This window comes from Polyangiaceae bacterium (assembly GCA_016715885.1).
Taxonomy (GTDB): Bacteria; Myxococcota_A; Polyangia; order Polyangiales; family Polyangiaceae; genus Polyangium.
Window position 1 is genome coordinate 240,206 of record JADJXL010000017.1, and the last position, 18,666, is coordinate 258,871.

At 60.7% G+C, this 18,666-nt stretch carries 14 protein-coding genes; 4 read left to right on the forward strand and 10 right to left on the reverse strand.

The features are described from left to right. Window positions 1-376 precede the first annotated feature (376 nt). The gene (locus IPM54_20705) at window positions 377-1,801 is read right to left on the reverse strand and encodes a sigma 54-interacting transcriptional regulator (GenBank protein MBK9262211.1); all 1,425 of its coding nucleotides are present in this window, start codon (window positions 1,799-1,801) and stop codon (window positions 377-379) included. 256 nt (window positions 1,802-2,057) lie between these two features. Next, window positions 2,058-4,010: an excinuclease ABC subunit UvrC gene (uvrC, locus tag IPM54_20710; GenBank protein MBK9262212.1), complete on the reverse strand. Its 1,953-nt coding sequence runs from the start codon at window positions 4,008-4,010 to the stop codon at window positions 2,058-2,060. 240 nt (window positions 4,011-4,250) lie between these two features. Between uvrC and IPM54_20715 the strand changes: the two genes are divergently transcribed. Further along, a complete protein-coding gene (locus tag IPM54_20715; protein ID MBK9262213.1) occupies window positions 4,251-5,435 on the forward strand; it encodes a trypsin-like peptidase domain-containing protein in 1,185 nt (394 codons plus the stop codon). Between the two features lie 109 nt (window positions 5,436-5,544). On the opposite strand, the gene IPM54_20720 is transcribed toward IPM54_20715, so the two are convergent. Then, window positions 5,545-5,709, reverse strand: a complete 165-nt coding sequence (locus IPM54_20720; protein MBK9262214.1) for a hypothetical protein — start codon at window positions 5,707-5,709, stop codon at window positions 5,545-5,547. On the opposite strand from IPM54_20720, the gene IPM54_20725 reads away from it, so the two are divergent. Beyond that, window positions 5,708-6,961: a hypothetical protein gene (locus IPM54_20725; GenBank protein MBK9262215.1), complete on the forward strand. Its 1,254-nt coding sequence runs from the start codon at window positions 5,708-5,710 to the stop codon at window positions 6,959-6,961. The two genes, IPM54_20720 and IPM54_20725, sit on opposite strands and share 2 nt — an antisense overlap. Window positions 6,962-7,124: 163 nt before the next feature. Here the strand turns inward: IPM54_20725 and IPM54_20730 are convergent, their stop codons facing one another. The 3 genes from IPM54_20730 to IPM54_20740 form a co-directional block, all read right to left on the reverse strand. Further along, entirely contained in the window at window positions 7,125-8,051 is a 927-nt protein-coding gene (locus IPM54_20730; GenBank protein ID MBK9262216.1) for a M23 family metallopeptidase, read from the reverse strand. 44 nt (window positions 8,052-8,095) lie between these two features. Next, complete coding sequence (locus IPM54_20735; protein ID MBK9262217.1) at window positions 8,096-10,402, reverse strand: tetratricopeptide repeat protein; 2,307 nt, start codon at window positions 10,400-10,402, stop codon at window positions 8,096-8,098. Between the two features lie 116 nt (window positions 10,403-10,518). Continuing rightward, window positions 10,519-10,914: a TIGR02266 family protein gene (locus IPM54_20740; protein ID MBK9262218.1), complete on the reverse strand. Its 396-nt coding sequence runs from the start codon at window positions 10,912-10,914 to the stop codon at window positions 10,519-10,521. Between the two features lie 45 nt (window positions 10,915-10,959). Between IPM54_20740 and IPM54_20745 the strand changes: the two genes are divergently transcribed. Beyond that, complete coding sequence (locus IPM54_20745) at window positions 10,960-12,690, forward strand: AMP-binding protein (protein MBK9262219.1); 1,731 nt, start codon at window positions 10,960-10,962, stop codon at window positions 12,688-12,690. A 10-nt stretch (window positions 12,691-12,700) separates the two neighbouring features. Beyond that, entirely contained in the window at window positions 12,701-13,636 is a 936-nt protein-coding gene (locus IPM54_20750; protein MBK9262220.1) for a hypothetical protein, read from the forward strand. A 59-nt stretch (window positions 13,637-13,695) separates the two neighbouring features. On the opposite strand, the gene IPM54_20755 is transcribed toward IPM54_20750, so the two are convergent. The 4 genes from IPM54_20755 to IPM54_20770 form a co-directional block, all read right to left on the reverse strand. Beyond that, the gene (locus tag IPM54_20755) at window positions 13,696-14,712 is read right to left on the reverse strand and encodes a sigma-54-dependent Fis family transcriptional regulator (GenBank protein MBK9262221.1); all 1,017 of its coding nucleotides are present in this window, start codon (window positions 14,710-14,712) and stop codon (window positions 13,696-13,698) included. A gap of 256 nt (window positions 14,713-14,968) precedes the next feature. Beyond that, complete coding sequence (locus IPM54_20760; protein MBK9262222.1) at window positions 14,969-16,357, reverse strand: hypothetical protein; 1,389 nt, start codon at window positions 16,355-16,357, stop codon at window positions 14,969-14,971. A gap of 44 nt (window positions 16,358-16,401) precedes the next feature. Continuing rightward, entirely contained in the window at window positions 16,402-17,535 is a 1,134-nt protein-coding gene (locus IPM54_20765) for a serine/threonine protein kinase (GenBank protein ID MBK9262223.1), read from the reverse strand. A gap of 3 nt (window positions 17,536-17,538) precedes the next feature. After that, the gene (locus tag IPM54_20770) at window positions 17,539-18,573 is read right to left on the reverse strand and encodes a LysM peptidoglycan-binding domain-containing protein (protein ID MBK9262224.1); all 1,035 of its coding nucleotides are present in this window, start codon (window positions 18,571-18,573) and stop codon (window positions 17,539-17,541) included. Window positions 18,574-18,666 lie beyond the last annotated feature (93 nt).

Genomic DNA, 18,666 nt, shown 5'->3' on the forward strand with positions numbered 1-18,666 from the left:
GTTCGGACTTAGGGCGGCATGTCGTCGCGACACCTGGCACTCCGTCGCAAATGGAGGGGCACGCGTCGTCGCGACACATGGCACTCCGTCGCAAATGGAGGGGCACGTGCACGCGCGACACCTCGGCCTACGTCCGGACCTAGGGCGACATGTCGTCGCGACACCCGTGATTTCGGGTGCGTCGAGGGCGAGGGACACGAATTGGGCGGGCGACTTGCGTCAATCCGCACACCACAGCGTCGCAAAGCGAATGGCTCATGGCCGCGCTCCTGAGCAAGAGCGGAAAGCTGTCGTGCTTCAGCAAAAATCGATTTTCACTGCGCGGTAGATAGGTCGCTTCCATCCAACGCAATCACCAGCATGGTTGGGCCCAAGTTCAGCCTTTTTTGCGTGGTCTTGGGATGTTGTACGCCGAAAGTTTGGATACAAACGTTCGCCGAGGGATCCCCAAGAGCGCCGCCGCTGCCGTCTGATTCCCCGCACATTTCTCGAGAGCATCGATCATACGCTGCCTTTCGAGCGATCCCAGCTCCTCGCGCAGATTCCCAACGGGCTGCGTCTGCACGTTGTCCCGAACCGGCGGCGGCGACGTCTCTTCCACCACGTCCACCGGCCGATACGTCACCGCCGGCATCGCGGGCACCGTCCCAAACGTGGCCGGCTGCCTCGCCGCATCGCCGTGCGTATCCAAGACAAAATCCTCCGGACGAATCACGCCATCCGAAAGCACGACGGCCCGCTCGATCGCGTTTCGCAGCTCGCGCACGTTGCCCGGCCAGTCGTGATGCAAAAGCGCCAACATCGCTTGCGCCGTGATGACCGGCGGACTGCGCCCGATGCTCGCCGCCGCGCTCGCCGCAAACGCTCGCGCTAGAGGCTCGATCTCGTCTCGACGTTCGCGCAACGGGGGAATCGACAGAGCGATCCCATTGAGCCGAAAATAAAGATCTTGACGAAACGTCCCGCGCTGCACTTCGGCCGCGAGATCACGATTCGTCGCCGAGATGAATCGCACGTCGATGGGTCGTGGCGACAGACCTCCCACGCGCATCACTTGTCGCTCTTCGATCACGCGCAACAGCTTCACTTGAATGCCCAGCGGCAACTCGCCGATCTCGTCGAGGAACACCGTCCCTTTTTCCGCCGTCTCGAACAGACCCGGCTTCGATCGAATCGCGCTCGTGAACGATCCTTTTTCATGCCCGAACAGCTCGCTCTCCAGCAGCGACTCCGACAGCGCACCGCAGTTCAGACGCAAAAACGGTTTCCCCGCGCGCGGTGATTTACGATGGATCGTTTCGGCGAGGACCTCTTTGCCCACGCCGGTTTCGCCCAGCAAGAGCACGCTGATCGAACCTTCCGCGACGCGGTCGATCACGGCGTAGAGCCGCTTCATCGCTTCATCGCGCACGATGTACGAGCTGCTTGGACCGCGCCCGGTCGCTGCGGGTGCTTCGTTCACGCGCCGCACGACGATCGTGGCCGAGCCGAGCGAGATCACGTCACCGATCGCGAACTCGGCCGGTGCGGCGATCTCGAAGGCGGGATCCACGAGGCGCACCGTCCCGGATGCATTGTTATCGCGCCTGAGCTTGGTGCCGTTTGCGCTGCCCAGATCTTCGATGCGCAGGGTTGGTCCGGGGCTGATGTAGATGACGGCATGACGCCGCGACACGGAGCTGTCGTCGATGCGGATGTCGTTGCCTTCGGCTCGACCGAGCGACACACGTCCGCTGTCCGGCAGGAGGTGCCGCGTGGTGCCACCGGCCGCAAATACCGCAAGCTCGAGGTGCACCGTCACATCTGCCTCTCCGCGGCGATCATTGCGAACCGAGCGATTTCCTAGCGTACGGTGAGATTGTCCTGGAACGCAAGAGCACGTGCTTGGTCATCGTACCAATATAATGGTCGGCTCGTCAAACCTCATTGGGGACGGGCCGATCTCACAAGCATCGGGTCATTTCAGGGTAGCAGCGCTTGCGAAGTGAAGGTCGTATATCCCCTTCAATTCTCTCCCGGTGAGCAAAAGCAAGAATGATCACGGGACATTCATCAACTCACGTCCCATCTTCCCCACCCGCGCCTGATTCATCCACCGCAGCCGGCGTTTCATCCGCCACAGCCGGCACCTCCACCGGCGCGGCAATCACTTTTCGTATCGCCGTCAAATGCCGCTTGGTCACGCCTGTCACCGCAAGGATCTGCGCATCGGTCGCCGCGCGCAATGCCGCCATGGAACCAAGCTCGCGCAAAAGCGTTTTACGCGTCGCATCCCCGAGCCCCGGAATGTCTTCGATTTCCGAACGCAATCGCCGCGCCTTGCCCAGCTTTTCCCGAATGTGGTTCGCCGATCGATGCGCTTCGTCACGCGCGCGTGCCAAGAAAAATAGCGACGAGCTTCCAGGACGTAATGCAATGCCATTCTTTTGCCCAGGAAGGTAAACACGGTCGACCATTTTCTCGCCCGCCTGCGTTTCTCGCTCTTTCGCGAGTCCCACGATGGGCAATCCATGCAAGCCCAAATCCCGCGCCGCCGCGAGCGCCACATTGAGCTGACCGCGACCACCATCGACGACGAACAAATCCGGCAAATCCCAATCGACCTCGGCAGGTGCTTCAGCCGGCGCCGCATTTTCCGCATCGACCGGCACTTCGGATGTTGCCTCCACGAGCGCCTCGGCATCACGAGTTTCGCGCGCCGTGCGACCTCGACGAAACCGCCGCGCCAAAACTTCGTACATGGCCGCGTAATCGTCACCGTCGGTCTTCGTTCTCACGCGAAAGCTTCGATAATGCTTTCGATCGGGCTGGCCATCCAAGAGCGCCACGATCGAGCCGACGGTATCGCCTCCTCCAAGATGCGAAATATCACAACATTCGATGCGCCTCGGCAAAGATGGCAAACGCAATCGTTCGCGCAAGTCTTCGAGGCGCGCTTCGATGTCGTCCGCGCTGCGCTGTTTTTCTCGGAATGCGTGCTGCGCGTTTTCCCGTGCCATGGCAAGCAAGTCCACGCGCGGGCCCCGCTGCGGCATAATGAGCGACACACGCTTGCCACGCCGCTCGCTGAGCCATTCCTCGACGCCCTCCACGAGGTCCGGCAATACCGGCAAGAGGATTTCGTCGGGAATGACGTCGACGAGATGGTCGTCGTCGTAATACTGCGCCAAAAACCCGGAGAGCACTTCTTCATCGGGCAATTCGACATTGCGCAACGAAAACGAAATCGTATCCGCGACGCGACCACTGCGCACCTTGATGAGCTCGACCTCGGCAATGCTGCCTTCGCGATAAAGCCCAACGACATCCTGATCGACGTCTTTGACCGCGACGACGCGCTGCGCTTCCCGAGCACTTTCGACGGCCGCGAGCTGATCTCTGTAAATGGCGGCAATCTCGAATTCCATGTTTTGCGCCGCCGCCTTCATGCGGTCCTTCAATTCCCGCGTGAGCTCGTCGTGGCGGCCTTCGAGAAATAACGACACCGATCGCACTTGCTCGGCATATTGATCCTTGTCGACCTCCATGACGCACGGCGCTGGGCAACGTTTGATTTGAAATTGCAAACACGGCCGCCTGCGCGATTGCATTTCGATATCGCTGCACGTGCGGAGCTTCCAATGCTTGTTGACGAGGTGCAATGTACGCCGAGCGCTCGTGGCCGAATGAAAAGGCCCGAAATAACGCGCGCCGTCGGGCGATGGCCGCCGGACGGTCTCGAGACGCGGCCAGTCGCTTTTCGGATCGAGGCGCAGACACAAAAAGTCCTTGTCGTCGCGAAGCTTGACGTTGAAGCGCGGCTGGTGCTTCTTGATGAGCTCGTTTTCGAGGACCGCAGCCTCTTTTTCGGTCGACGTGACGACGGTTTCGAGGTCCCGGACGATGCGGCGCAGGATGGGAATGAAGTAGCGCGTGTCGCTGCCGCCGTCGCTGAAGTAGCTGCGCACGCGTGAGCGCAAGCTTTTGGCCTTGCCGACGTAGATGACCACCCCTGCTTTGTCGATGAACATGTAGCAGCCGGGCCGAGGCGGAAGCGTGTCGAGCTTCGCCAGGAAAGGGAGATCGGAGGGGAGGTCTTGGTCGGAGTCGGACACGAGCCGATCTGTAGCGCCTTGGAGCACGAAAGAGCAAGCTTGACTAAGCTGGGCAAACGAGGCTCCATCATCACGGCCTCCATGCCAAGCAAAACGCCCCCGACCAAGCCAACATCGCCCAGCACCGCGCCATCATCGAAACTCGGCACAGTCCTGGTGATCCTGAAAATCATCGCGATTCCATGGGGCCTCGTGGCCACCGTGGTGTCGCTCATGGCGGGCATAGGGGCGGTCACGACAAACTTCTACGTCAGAGCCATCGTGGCCGTCGTCCTGACGCTCGGCCTGCCGCTTGCGATTGCCGACAAGCTGCTGCCGAAAGACGATCCTGTGCGAGGCAAAGGGATCGTGACGGATGTGCTCGCGCTTTTTTTGGTGGGTTTGCCCTTGGCGCTCACGGGCGCGGTGCGTTACACGGGCCCGCTGTACGTCGCCGAGGGCGATAGGCTTTCGCGTGAAGGCTACGAGCCGCTCGCTGCCGTCGCATACTTGCTTGGAAGCGTGCGGCCCGAACGACCGGCCGTGCAGACAAGTCCAGAGCCGGCGGTCGCAGATGCCGGGACAAACTCGGCGGATGCGGAGGTCGACGCGGCGATCGATGCAGGGGCCGACGCCGCAGATGCAGCAAGCGCAGATGCGTCCATCGGAGCGGAGGTGACCAAGGACGCGGGGGCTCGTCCGGCGGGGGAAAAGACACCTGCGGAGCTATTTCGAGAATGGTCGCCGTCGGTGGTGACGATTTTCGTGAAAAAAGGCGGAGCCCAAGGCGGCGGTACGGGGTTTTTGATCGACGACGTCGGGACGATCATCACGAATCATCATGTCATCGAAGGGGCCGAGCATGCGCGCATCAAGTTTCAAAATGGTGCGTATTACGACGACATCGATGTGCTCGCGGACGATCGCGCGGTCGACCTGGCCATCTTGTCGATTGACATGAAAAAGCCGCTCGAGGGAGGAGCGCCGCCCGCAGACGCGAAACCCATACGCCTGGGAGATTCGGAAAAAATAACGGTGGGTGAACGAGCGATTGCCATTGGAAATCCGTTGGGGCTCGAGCATACCTTGACCGATGGATTGATTTCGGCTCGACGTGTGTACGAAGGGCGCAATTGGATTCAGATTTCCGTGCCGATTTCTCCGGGCAATTCCGGCGGACCTCTTTTCAATATGAGTGGCGAGGTGATTGGGATCATCACGGCGCAGCTCGGTGGACCGTTTGCCCGCGCGCAAAACTTGAACTTGGCCGTGCCGGTCAATGAATTGAAGCATCTCATGAAGCCGAGTTATGCTGGGAAGCGCAAACTCGGCGATCCGAACTCTTTCTCGGGCCAGTGGTGAACGCCGTGCGCCAAAAAATCGTCCTCGTCCTGCTCGTGTGTATGCTCGGAGGGTTCGGCGCATTGTTCCTCGCGCGCCCGCGCCCACTACATCAAACGCCCGCTCCAAATCAAATGGCTACATCACCGGCCGCGAGCGCGGAGCCCGTTGCAAGTGCTTCGGCGGGTGCCAGTGCGGTGCCCGGTCCAAGTGCCGCGCCAAACGCAAGCGCAAGCGCTGCTCCAAGCTCGAGCGCGAGCGCCATAGCAGCGGACGCAGGACCGCCGCCGGCCATGGACAGGCCACTCAGCGTGGTGGCATTGGGTTGGGACGTCGTTGCGCCGGGCATATTGGCGAACGATGGAACGAAGCCGAATCCCAAGAGCGCGTTTGCGGCATCCAACCTCGAAGTGCGTTTTTCGGTTTCGAATGCGATGAGCAACGTGGAAGAAGCGCTTGCTCGAGGTGGTGGGGACGCGACGGGTGCGGACGTAGCGATTGTGCCATTTCCGTCGTTCATCGAAGCGTACGAGCGACTGCGGGCATTGTCGCCGGAAGTGTTTTTCGTGGTGGGGTTTTCCCGCGGACGCGAAGCGTTTGCCTCAAAAAACGCCGGACTTCCAACGGGTCCCACCAAAGGCGGCGTGAAGCTCGTGGGGACGCGCGGAGCTTCCGCCACATTTTTGGGTCTGTTTTTGCTCGATGTCGCGGGTGTCGCGTCGTCCGACATTCAGATTGTCGTGCCGGGTGACCGCGAGGAAAAAGATGCGGGATATTTTGCATTCGAGCGAATCGATTCGAATACGGATGCTGCTGCCGGACGCAAAATCGTGCTGACGACTGCCGATACGCCGCGCTTGGTGCCCATCGTCGCAGTGGCGCCGCGGGGGCTACTTGCGGAAAAGGAACGGGCGATGACGGCGCTGGCAAAAGGGTGGCTCGAGGGGATCAAGAAGCTTGGAATCGATCCGCCTGGTGGTGCGAGACGAATTGCGGAAATCGAGGGAGCTCCGGAGCCGCTGCCATTGCTGCGCAAGCTGGGTGAGACGGAAACGGCGACGCTTTCCGACAATGCGCGCTTTTTTGGGCTTTCGGGGCGAAGTGCACTCACGCTGCCGGTGATGTTCCAACGCACCTGGCAGCTTTATCGAGGCGTCTCTTTCGTATCGACGCCGCCCCCGGATGCTCCACCGATATCGGCAGCAGTCATTACGGCGCTTGCGCGATCGAGTGACGTAGCGATGGGTCGGGACAACCGTCCCGTGAAGGGCGAATTCAAAGAGGGCAAGGATGCTCTCGTGGTGTATCGCCAGGAAAAACTGGACGAAGACGCGCTGGTGAATACGATTGGATTGCTGGCGGCGGTGTTCGAGCGAAGCGTCGTGCGCGTATCGATTGCTGGGGCAGCAGGCGGCGTGGACACGACCAAAACGAAGAAGGTCATCGAGGCGGCGGAGGGGCAGTATGCGGTGGAGCCGGGAAGGCTCGTGGCGGCGACCAAAGCAAAAGCTCGTGGTGCTTCGGTGGAGGTCATGGCGTTGCCTTAGGAGTTAATGCACTGGAATCGAGGTTGAAGGGCGGATTTTTTCGGCGCTCGCGAGGGGCCCCGCTGTTTGAGCCCGCGAAGCGGGCGAGTTCGGGGAACGCGAGTGCCGAAAAAGTTCGCCCTTCGACCGGGCCTGCGACCTTTTGAAGGCGATCCCCTTCTCGTCAAGGCCCCGTCACGACCGCCACATTCCCGCTGATGTCCTCGGCCTCCACGCGCACGCGCAGGAGCGACGAATCCAATGGGCCCACGAGTTTCGTGAATGTAAACTCGATCGACTGCTCCGAACTGACGTGCGTGTATTTTTCCGGATGCAGTTCGATACCATTTGGCGCCGGATCATTGATTAGCATCGAATCGGTACTAATTGTGGTCGTTTTCTCCCGATTCCATTGCTCCATGTCCCATGATTGCTCGGAAAGCGGCAAAAGACCATCGAGCAGCGCTTCCAGCGGCGCCTCGAAGGTGGCCGCGGAAATGCGCACGAGATCGAGCTCGCGATTCCGAACGACGACACGCACGGTGACCTTGGGCGCCATGGGAACGGTCATATCGATTGCACCCATTTCCAATGCAGGAGCACCTCGATCATAATATGGCAATACTCGGAAAGGATGCACGCAATCGCTTTGTTCCATGCCCGGCTGCCGAATCTCGAAATGCAAATGCGGCTCCCCTTCGGTCGGCGTGCCGCTCGTTGCAATGAAATCACCAGGGTCGACGACGTCGCCTACGTCCACCTCGACCTTCAGCAAATGCATGTAATTGCTAACGTACCCATCATGTTGAATTTGCACGCGCATTCCGCCTACATCGGTGATTTGTTCGATGAGTTGAACGGTACCCGCGGCAATCGAATGGACATCCGTTCGTTCGGGGACGAGGATGTCGATTCCTCGGTGAAATTCGTACGTTTCGTCTTCCGATTCTGCGCGAATACGCGGTCCATACGTGGACGAAAGGAGCGTCCAATCACCCGCAGCATCCCCCGAGATCGGCCATACGACAGGATCGGAGTTGCAACCGGCCACGAGAATCGCTCCGGCAAAACCAAGGAGTAAGCGAGCGCGGCGCGCGAAAGACGAATCCATGCCGCAAAGCATAGGCTCGCAGCATAGCGCTGGCCAGCGACAAACTAAGGTGAACCTGCGTTCGCGCTCGGAGGCAAAGGCGTGCGAAATGGAGGTGCCAGTAAATCTTTGGCGAGCTGGACTTCAATGAGGTCGATCACGGGGCTATTTGCGACGCGACGCAATACTGCGTCACTCGCAGGATCGCCTCCGACACGACGCGACATTGCCGTGTAAAACTCGGCTTCCACCTTTTGCGCAGTATTCTGCGCTGCGGCAATGAGTGCGTCATCGGTCATTTTACCCATTGCCCAGGTCGCAAGCTTGACAACCCACGAATCACGATCGCCCGTGATGGCGAGAGCTCGCGTAATCATGTCATCCGCGGGTGCGCGCGTTTGGCGCTGGAGAAGTTGCAGCCAAAGACCCGCATAGATGCGATCTTCCTGATTGATCTCCGCATCGAGCCCCAACTTCAACGCAGCCCGTCCACCATCGAGATCCCGCCGCACGAGCGCTCGCGCGACGGTTTGTAGCACCGTCGCACCCAGCACGTCGCGATCGGCCGCGGACGCGGACAACGCCCGGTCGTGCGCCTGCCTCGCCGCCTTCGTGTCGCCGTACGCATCGTAAACGCGACCCAGCAGCGTTTCAGCACGCGCCCTCGTCCCCGCGTCTCCGCGTTGCTTCTGCATCGCTATCGCGACGCCAAGCGCCTCTTGCAGCGCCGTCTTGGCCTCGGCCTCTTGACCGGCATCCCGATGAAGCTCGAACGCCATGAGGTTCGCTTCGCACACGTCTGCAAGCGAGAAACGCGCATCCGGTGCGGTTCGAGCTTGGCGAATGCTCTCGAATGCCGCAGCAGAATCGCTCAGTTGACGATCGACACGCGCAAGACGAACCCACGCAGCGACGGATGGATTGCCCTTCGCGGCCGCAAGAAACAGCGGACGCGCGGCCACGAGGTTACCCGAGCGCGCTTCGATCACCGCCATGAAGTGACGCACGCGACCCGACACCATCTCCACTCCCGCCTGCGCGATCTCGGGCCTGTCCGCCGCTGCAAGGATCGGCGCCGCACCTCGAAACGTGCGACGTACGGCGTCGTAATCCCCCACGTCCGCGTCGACAGACATGGCCTCCAGCACGATGCTGCATGCTTCCCCGACAAACCCCGAGTTTGGCGCGGCACCAAGCGCACCAGACAGCACCGCAGGCGCCCCCTCGGGCATCCCGAGCCTCACGAGCCGCTCGGAAAGAAATGCCGCGATACGCATGTTCGTAGGATCTTTGCGGTACGCCTCGAGCAAGCTTCCCCATATCGCCGCTTCGACGAGGTCCGGATGGAGCCGCTCGCTCCCGCCATCTTCGTCATCGCTGGGCGCTCCCGCATGAGCAAACGTCGCGGCAAGCATCTCCCAGCCACGCACGTCACCATCTTCTGCCGCCACGATGAGCGCTCGACGTAGCTGTCCGTCCATCACGAGTCGCATGTCGCTACCTTCGAGCCGCGAGAGCGCTTTCGCTGCGTCGCCGTGACGGATGTAGAGCGCTGCCAGCATCATCGCTCCAGTCTCGATCGAACGCGCAGCCTCCATGCCTTCGGCTCGCGTGGGCCGTCGACCCAGCGTGCGAAACGCACGATCAATCTCGATGCCTCGCCCAACCCACGCGGCAATCGCCTCCGCCGCTGCATCCACCGTGTCTTCGGATGCATCGACCATCGACCTCGCGACGAGGTAACGCGCCTCGGCACCAAGCCGCTCACCCGCAGTCCCCGAATGCGTTTCGGAGAGCCAGCGTTCGAGGTTCGCCAAGTGCTCGTCGAGCTGCGCGCGTCCAGGAGCCTTTTCATCGAGCGTCGCAGCACGCATGCGCATCAGCGCGTGCGTACGACCTTCGTCGCCTCGGCTGCCGAGAAAACGAATGGCTCCATCGATCGCTCGACCACCTTGATCGTCGATCATCGAAGCTTGGCCTTCACCCGCACGCAGCAGATACAGCGCCCCGAGCACGCTCGACGTTCCTTCTTCGGCATGTCCCAAGACAAACCGCTTCTGCGCATGCGCGAGTTGCCGGCGAACGACACCCGTGAGCAAACCAAGACGCTCCGACGACCTGGATCCATCACGCAAGACGCGAACGAGCGACGCGGAAAAGTCGTCGTCTCCAACATCGACGGGCCGCACCGCAGCTTCACCCGATGCCAAAAGGGGGCGCTTCGTCGGCGCGCTCGGACCTCCGCAACCTAGCGAGACGAGCGACAAGGCGAGGAGCGTTCGAGAAGCAGCACGCGCATAGGGCGAGATTCGCGAGGGCATTTTCCGCGAAGTGTACACGCCGCAAGGCGGGTGCACGAGGCCGGAAGACATGGCGCTCGTTCGGGACGAACGACTCACAGCGTAGTCACAGCGCTTCGCGTCCGTATCGACTTACAGGGTGTTCTACTCGCGACACATCGCGCTGCAGCCCGTAGAGCACCGTCCTCCTAAGTCTCGACGTCATGCCCCAGCAGTCGCGCAGCAAGATCCTCGCCGAGCTCCTCGACCATCAGCTTTTCAACGACAGCCTCGGTGGCGCGCCGTTCGGCATCATCCTGATACTGAAACTCGATGCCCATGCCTGCAGGTGACTCCGGCGTCGCATCGGCAGGCCGAACGATCCACCGAACTCGACCGCGCAGGCGCAGCGGTTCGGCGACATTCTTGATGGTCAAAGCAAATACGAACTCGGTATTGACCTCGAGCGGCCGATCCGTGCGGATGAACGTGCCGCCTTTGGAAATGTTGCGCGTGTAGTCCGCGAAGAACGTGTTGAGACGCTTGTACTCGACGTTCAGCTCGATGGCTGCGCGACTATCTGTACGCCGATCGGAAGAGCTCACGACATTGACAGTACCCTCGAACGCGCCGTGACTACAATCCCGCGCATGCGATTCCAAGACGAGCTGGCGGACTTGCGACGAGCCAGTGAAGAAAAGCTGCTTCACGCGCGAATCATCGGACGTGTCGCACGGCAGACCGGCATGAACCGTGCGATGAGCCTCTCAGGCATGGGCGTTTTTCTGCGCGAAGTGCTCAGAGGAAAACCCGAGCCGTCCTTGGCGTTTCGCATCGCCGCCCAGAACGACCCGCATCGCATCGGACTCGTGGGCCTCTTGACGCCAGCCGGCGCCCCGAAGGGAAAACTCGTGCAGGAAGAACGCGCGTACTCGTTCTTCGAGCTGAACGAGCGCGTGGACTGCATCGCGAAAGCGCTCGCCAAACTTGGTGCGCGTTGCGGCGATCGTATCGTGGCGATGCTCAAGAACCGGCCCGAGTTTGTCTTGGTACAGGCCGCCGCAGCGCGCCTCGGATGCGCCACGGTGAGCTGTTCGTACCGATCGACGCCGCGCGAGCTCGAGTTCGTCGTGAAAGATTCCGGCGCCCGCGTGCTGTTCTTCGACGTGGAAGTCGCAAGCGTCATCGAGCAATCACCGGGCGCGCGCACGCGCTTGGGCGATGCGCGATGTATCGTCGTTGGAGGAACTTTGGCGCCGTTTCGGACGCTGGACGAGCTAGTTCTAGAAGGACAAACCGGCGACTTGCCAACGCGTGACGATGCCCCTGCGATCGTCATGTACACGTCGGGCACCACGGGAAAGCCGAAGGGCGCGGTGCGCAAGTACCAAACGGGCGTGATGGCCGGAGCGATGGCGCTCATCGGAGAAACGCCGATGCAAGTAGGCGAAACGCACCTCGCCGTGTGCCCTCTTTATCACGCAACGGCGAACAGCTTCATCGGCCTGTCGTACCTCGTGGGCAGCACCGTGTACATCATGCGCGATTTTCGACCCGAAGCGTTTCTGGAAGCGGTCGAGAAGTATCGCATCACGACGACCGCGATGGTTCCGACGATGCTTCATCGCATCGTGGAGCTTGGTGATGAAACGATTCGTCAATACGACACATCGTCGCTCAAAGTGATCTTTTCAGGCGGCTCGGCGCTCACGGCACCATTGGCACGTGAAGTGATGCGCCTGTTCGGGGACAAACTCTACAACTTCTACGGAGCGACCGAGACGGGCATCGTGACGCTTGCGAAGCCCGAAGATCTGAAGCGCGCACCGGGCACGATCGGAAGGCTCCTCGAGGGGCAAGAGGTGCGACTTTTGGACGATGAAGGACGCGCGTGTCCTCCGGGGCACGTGGGCGAGCTTTATGCGCGGAGCGGGCAGCTCATCGAGGGATATCACGCGAACGAATCGAGCACGCGTGAAGCCATGCGTAATGGGTTTTTCTCGGTCGGTGACCTCGCTCGTCAGGACGAACGAGGATATTTTTTCTTGGAGGGGCGCAAGCGCGACATGATCATTTCGGGCGGGGTGAACGTGTATCCGGCCGAAATCGAGAGCGTGCTCGAGGATCACCCCGCGATTGCCGAAGCAGCGGTCGTTGGAATGCCGGATGCAGAATGGGGCGAACGAGTGCGAGCGTTTGTCGTGGTAAAGCAAGGCGCACACGTGGAAACGCCGGCATTGATTGACTATTGTCGGGGGCAGCTTTCGGGCCCCAAGGTCCCGCGTGAATTCGTATTTTTGGAGGCGCTGCCGCGCAATCCGACGGGCAAAGTGCTGAAGCGTGAGCTGAGAGAAATGGACGCGGGCCGAAATTCGAGCTAGGACCCGATCCATGGTCCTCCGTGTTGGGCTCCTCGTGGGCCGTGAACGATCCTTTCCCGATGCGCTCATTGCCGAAGTCGCCCGGCGCGAAGCCGGCGTCATCGCGAGTTACGCCGAGATCGACATCACGGCCATCGACAAACCACCTCCCTACGATGTGATCGTCGATCGCATCTCCCACGAAGTCACCTGTTACCAGCCCATCCTGAAACTCGCCGTCCTCGCCGGCACGCGCGTCGTGAACAACCCATTCTGGCGCATCGCCGACGACAAATTCTTCGGCACCGCCCTGGCCTCGAGGCTCGGCGTCCGCGTCCCCAAAACCGTCGTCCTTCCGTCGAAGTCGTACGTCGAGGGCGTATCGTCCGAGACGCTACGCAATTTGCGTTTTCCGCTCGATTGGGAAGGTGCCGTCAAAACGCTCGAATTTCCGATGTTCATCAAGCCGCATTGGGGCGGGGGATTTCGCGACGTGCACCGAGTCGATTCGCTCGAAGGATTATGGCGCGCATACGACAAGTCGGGAACGCTCACGATGATCGCTCAGGAAGCCATCAAGTGGTCGCAATACGTGCGGTGCATCGTGGTTGGCAAAGAAGACGTGCGACCAGCCCTGTGGGACCCGCGTCTCGGGCATTTCGATCGGTATGTTCGAGCAAACGAGACGATGCCCGAGCTTTCGCCGCAGCTTATGACACGGTGTTGCGACGATGCTCGTACCCTTTGTCGCGCGCTCGGTTACGACATGAACACCGTCGAATTGGCCATCCACGACGGAATCCCGTACGCCATCGATTTCATGAATTCCGCGCCGGATTTCGACATTTCGTCGCTCGGCCCGGACCATTTTCGATGGACCGTGGACAAAATGGCCGATCTCGTCATTCGTTTGGCGCGTGAAACACCACCACCACGAGCGATGAATTGGCGTGACGTGATGCGCTGAGGGGCTCGCGCGTGCCTTCCCACAAGGCAGACTGACCTAGTCTACTCGCAAGAATCGACTCATTCCGCTGCCAAATCGTCGCTCGCCCCCGCACCGTCACGAATGGACGTGCGACGAATACCCATCGGCGGAACGAGACGCTTGCGTTTGATCATTTCGACCAGCGTCGTACGATTGAGGCCCAAAAGCTGTGCGGCCCGGTTTTTGTTCCAACCGGTGCGCTCGAGTGCCTGCAATATCATCCGCGTCTCGAACGTATCGATTGCATTTTTCAGGTCGACACCCGTCTTCGGCAGAGCCCGCAAAAGCGCCGACATATCCACCGGCTCGGGTTTGCGCATTTCGGCGGGCAAGTCCGCGGTGGTCACGTACGGACCCTGCGCAATCGCAATCGCATGCTCCATCGCATGCTCCAAACCGCGAACGTTGTCGAAAAAGACGTGCGACTCGAGCACCGTACGAGCTTCGGGAGACAACCCGCGCAAATCCGTTCGATGCGCACGGGAGGCGTAAAGCTCGAAGAAGTAATGAATCAGCTCGGGCATGTCCTCCTTGCGATTCTGGAGCGAAGGAATACAAACGACGTTCTCGGCGAACAAATCGACAAGCTCGCGACGACAATACCCTGATACAGCATCGCCATCGAGCAGCCTTTCACTGCATGCCAATATGCGTGCAGGCGCCGACCCTGTATCGACGAATGCATACTTCAACAGCAAATCTTGCAATTCGAGACTCGAGCGATCGATTCCATCGACGAACAACGTGGCATGCGCCGCGCTTTCGATGATGCGGCGAAGTTTTTCCTCGTCGATTGTCGGGTCGCCACCCGCAAGCACCACAAAAGGCCTCGCAGAAAGCGGCCCGAGCTCGTGAATCATTCGCGCAAAAAACCGCTTGCCCGCTCCCGGAGCGCCAACCAAAAGAACCGGAGCTTGCGATGCAATGGCATCAGCAACCGCGGAACCCGTCCGTACGATGCTCGGACATTGCCCAATGATGCGGGAAGCTACCGCAGCAGCGACCTGCTGTGCTGCCGTGGTGGGCTGGCTTTCTTCAGACAAGGTGTCAGTCACGTTCGTTGACATAAGGAAACTCCTGATGATGCTCTCGGGAGGCTCCCCATCGCAACGTTCATACCAATCCGCCAAGTGCGTGAATTCCTTGGATTCTGCAAATTCTGCGGGTCAAGAATGACCCACGCAGACGCGATCTGGATCACGAACAATAGCAACCGTCTGGTATTTGGCGCTCAACAGATGGGTGTTTTTTGACCCATCCGGGTCAATTTTGACCCCTGGGGTGGCTGGCGCCCGGTTTACGCGATGCGCGTTACTTTTTCTGTGCGCGGCGGAACATCGACAGGAAGAGTCCAAGCCCGGCAAGAGCCATTGCGCCAGCGCTCGATTGCGTCGACCCCTCGTCGGCAACGCGACATGCACAGCCGCCTTCTTGTGTAATGTCCTGAAGCGACGCATCGTCGGGCCCGCCGAATCCCACACCTTTCAATTTGATCATTTGCACGGGATCGCTCGGGTCATTCGATGCAATAAAAAGCGTCCCCTCGAAAGGCCCGTTCTTGGTCGGAATGAAACGAACCGCAGAATCGAACGTAATGCCCGTCTCGACGTCGGCGCTCATGTCCCACGCAGGGAACAAATCCGGACTGCTCGAAACGAACGTGACCTTCGCGCGCGCCTCACCCGCGTTCCATACGCCAAACCCGACCATGCTCTTTTGACCCACTTCGACATCGCCAAAATCAATCTCATCGACCGAGAGCACCACGTCCGGAAGCGGCACGTGAACCCGCTGCTTGTCGAATACCCATTTCGTCTGCGTAATGGGGAATGCAATGGGTATGTCGACAATCGGAATGTTCCAATTTTGCCCCAATAGCTCGACCCAAAACGCCGGAATGAGATGAATCACGCCATCGTAATCGACCGTGCCTTCCGGGTGGACGTCCAAATCAATGGCGGGACCATTGAGGTATTTCGTCGACGATTCGCCGTCCGGCTTCGTGATGTCTCCGCCCGATACGGCTTTTCCGTCGGTCGTTTCAATGACCAGCCGCTGCGTCCTGTACGTCGCTGCAAGCTCCATGGCGAGGTCGACCTCGATGCCGCCATCGATGCCCGGAATCGATCCGCCGACGATGTCACCGACACCCACCTGAATGATCGTGACAGGCTCGGTTTTGCTCGACAACGTGACGCCCGGATCGAACCCCCACGCATCGAATACTTGCTGACCTTCGATTTGAAAATCGACCTGCGGAACGTACGGCACATCCCCGGTCCATTCGTAATCCTTGCCCGCGACGGTAACTTTGATTTTCGCCTGCGCCCCAAGCTCGACGCCGTAGTGATAACCAAGCAAACCTCCTTCGGGTTTGCCCGGCGTACGCAGCACGAGCGCTTCGGGCCAGGTCGTTTCGAGTGATCCTTCGAGCGACACACGTGTCGTCGCATAAACGCCCGCCCACAAATGAAGCTGCAAGGGCGAGTTTGCCGGAACCCAGCCCGTATCGAAGGCCCACTCGATGGGCAGCGAATCGCTGCGACTGTACGAGATGGGCGCGATCTTGCACCAATCGGGATCGGCATCACAGCCAATCGCTACGTTCTCTGCGCTGGCAGATCGAGGAAAAGCAAACGCCGCGAGTGCAAGAAGTGCCGCAGTGAATACTCGTGGTGAAGAGAATAGGCGGAAGCTCATGACGACGCATTATCGTCGCCATCGCTCCAAAAAGCCATACATCGCTAACGCGAACCGAAGGCGACACCAAGAGCGACCGCCGCGATCGCCAAGACCGCCGCCACCGCAATCCAGACCCAAAGCTTCACCGACCCAGCGCCACTCGCGCTCGTCGCAGGCACGTCGCGCGGTTTGTCTTGGACGATGGCCGCAAGCTGCCGCGCTTCTTCTGCTGCATCCCGCAGCTCGAGCTCGGTGTCCTTTTCCGCAAGCGCGCGCGCATCTTCCGCCGTGACCGGTCGCGGCGCCACGACGTGCGACTCGCGACGAGCCGCCGCAAGCGCCTCGGCAAACGCTCGCGCCGTTGGATACCTGTCCGCAGGATCCTTCGCGAGCGCACGAAACAAGACGGCATCGAGCGCCGACGAAATACCTCGATCCGGACGCAAGCTGCGCGCAGACGGAATGCTTTCACTGAGATGCGCCGTCATGGTCGCCATCGGCGTACGCGCCGTGAACGGCACGCGCCCCGTGAGCATTTCGAATAAGATCACGCCTGCCGCGTAGATGTCCCCGCGATGATCGACATCGTCACCTCGAACTTGCTCGGGCGACATGTATTCGGGTGTTCCAAGAATGAGATCTCGTTCGGTGAGCGAAACGCCGGACGGATCGCGATGCAGCGCTTTGCCCAAACCGAAGTCGACGACCCACACCACGGGAACTCGACTTCCGCCGAGTGGACCTTGCACGATGACGTTGCCCGGCTTGAGATCTCGATGCACGAAACCGCCTGCATGCGCCGCTCCGAGCGCCGCGCATATCTGCAGCGTGATCTCCACGGCTTGGTCGATCGTCGGCGTGTTTTCACGCAGCGCCGCCTCGAGCGATCGACCTTCGACGTATTCGAGCACGAGCACGGGAAGCTCGTCGTAGAGCGTGATGTCGAGCAACCGGACGATGTGGTTGCCTTCGAGCTGCTTCAGGATCGCCGCTTCGCGCTCGAATCTGCGTGTGAACTGTTCGTCGTAACAAACGCTGCGGTGGATGACTTTGAGCGCCACGCGCACGCCGTCTTGCGACCTTCGAGCTGCATACACGACGCCGCTCGTGCCTTCACCAATGGCCGAATCGATCACGAAGCGTTCGGCGACGACGGTTCCTGGCGCGAGCCGTTCGGCGGGCGAGTCGGACTCCACGTTTCAGCGGCCTCCGTCGGGAGAAAGGCGTGCGGGTATGGACGGGCCCGCGGGGACCGGCGATCGCGCGGGTTTGTCCGGAGAAACGCTCGACGCCGGCGCGCTCAGGCATGCGCGTACGATCTTCGGGGACAATTCGACCGGATCGAGCACGGCAGAACGATCGGCCTCGCGCCACTGAAGACACGACGTCTCCGCCAAACCTTGCGCATCGAGCGCGACGTAGGCTTCGACGAGTTTTTGGTGAATGAGCGCAAGTTGCGGACGGCTCAAGGCTCCGCTGCCGAGCAGCCGATTGCCGCGCGCGACGGCATCGACGTAGCGACCGTTGTACACGTCCGCCGCAAGCTGGGGGAGCTCGGCGTCGGCGCGTTTTTGGGCATCACGCGCGTAACCTGCGCCTTCGGATCGCACGAGCGCACCGGCCGCAGCCGCTTCTTGTTTGCCTTCGGCCGTGAGATCCAGATCGACGAGCGGCACGAGCACGAGCTCACCGCGGCGAAGCGAATGGTTGCCGAGTTGGTTGTAGCGATGGAGCATCCACGCTTTGTCTCGATCGCCCAGAAATCGGTACGCAATCGTAAGAATCGAATCACCCCCGCTGGCAACGTAGCGAAGATTGTACGGCACGACGATCTCCTGACCTTCGGTCGGCGCGATCCACGGCTTGGCCTTGTTGGCGAAAGCGAGCACATCGCCGCGTTCTGGAGACCCGAGGAGCAAGTCGGCGATGGACGGCCAGGTTTCTCCCGCTGCAACGCGATGATGCCCAACGGCGGGGATCTCGAGACGCATGCCAGGCGTAATGGCAATGCCTCGGCCGTTATCGAGGCCGTTGGCGGCGACGAGGATCTGTTCTGCTTCCACGCGGCCATAGACGCGCTCGGCAATCCGCGCGAGGGTTTCACCGGAACGAACGATGTGCGGAAACGCATCGGCGTGACGCGGCACGAGCGCCGTGGCGATCGCGAGCACGACGACGCACAGCGCGACGCTCGGCTTGGCTCGCAGGGTTCGTCTGGAGAAACGATCCGACATGTGAAACCGAGCGTACCAGAGAGAGGCTTTCGTTGCATCACAGGATGCGCAGATTCGCGGCTCGTCGACCATCTTGCCTCGGCTCGCGCAGTC

Bases quoted from the DNA above. Each gene is read 5' to 3' on its own strand.
- uvrC (MBK9262212.1), bottom strand. From the start codon at position 4,010: ATGTTCATCGACAAAGCAGGGGTGGTCATCTACGTCGGCAAGGCCAAA.
- IPM54_20725 (MBK9262215.1), top strand. From the start codon at position 5,708: ATGGACAGGCCACTCAGCGTGGTGGCATTGGGTTGGGACGTCGTTGCG.
- IPM54_20720 (MBK9262214.1), bottom strand. From the start codon at position 5,709: ATGGCCGGCGGCGGTCCTGCGTCCGCTGCTATGGCGCTCGCGCTCGAG.
- IPM54_20730 (MBK9262216.1), bottom strand. From the start codon at position 8,051: ATGGATTCGTCTTTCGCGCGCCGCGCTCGCTTACTCCTTGGTTTTGCC.
- IPM54_20735 (MBK9262217.1), bottom strand. From the start codon at position 10,402: ATGTCTTCCGGCCTCGTGCACCCGCCTTGCGGCGTGTACACTTCGCGG.
- IPM54_20745 (MBK9262219.1), top strand. From the start codon at position 10,960: ATGCGATTCCAAGACGAGCTGGCGGACTTGCGACGAGCCAGTGAAGAA.
- IPM54_20750 (MBK9262220.1), top strand. From the start codon at position 12,701: ATGGTCCTCCGTGTTGGGCTCCTCGTGGGCCGTGAACGATCCTTTCCC.
- IPM54_20760 (MBK9262222.1), bottom strand. From the start codon at position 16,357: ATGAGCTTCCGCCTATTCTCTTCACCACGAGTATTCACTGCGGCACTT.
- IPM54_20770 (MBK9262224.1), bottom strand. From the start codon at position 18,573: ATGTCGGATCGTTTCTCCAGACGAACCCTGCGAGCCAAGCCGAGCGTC.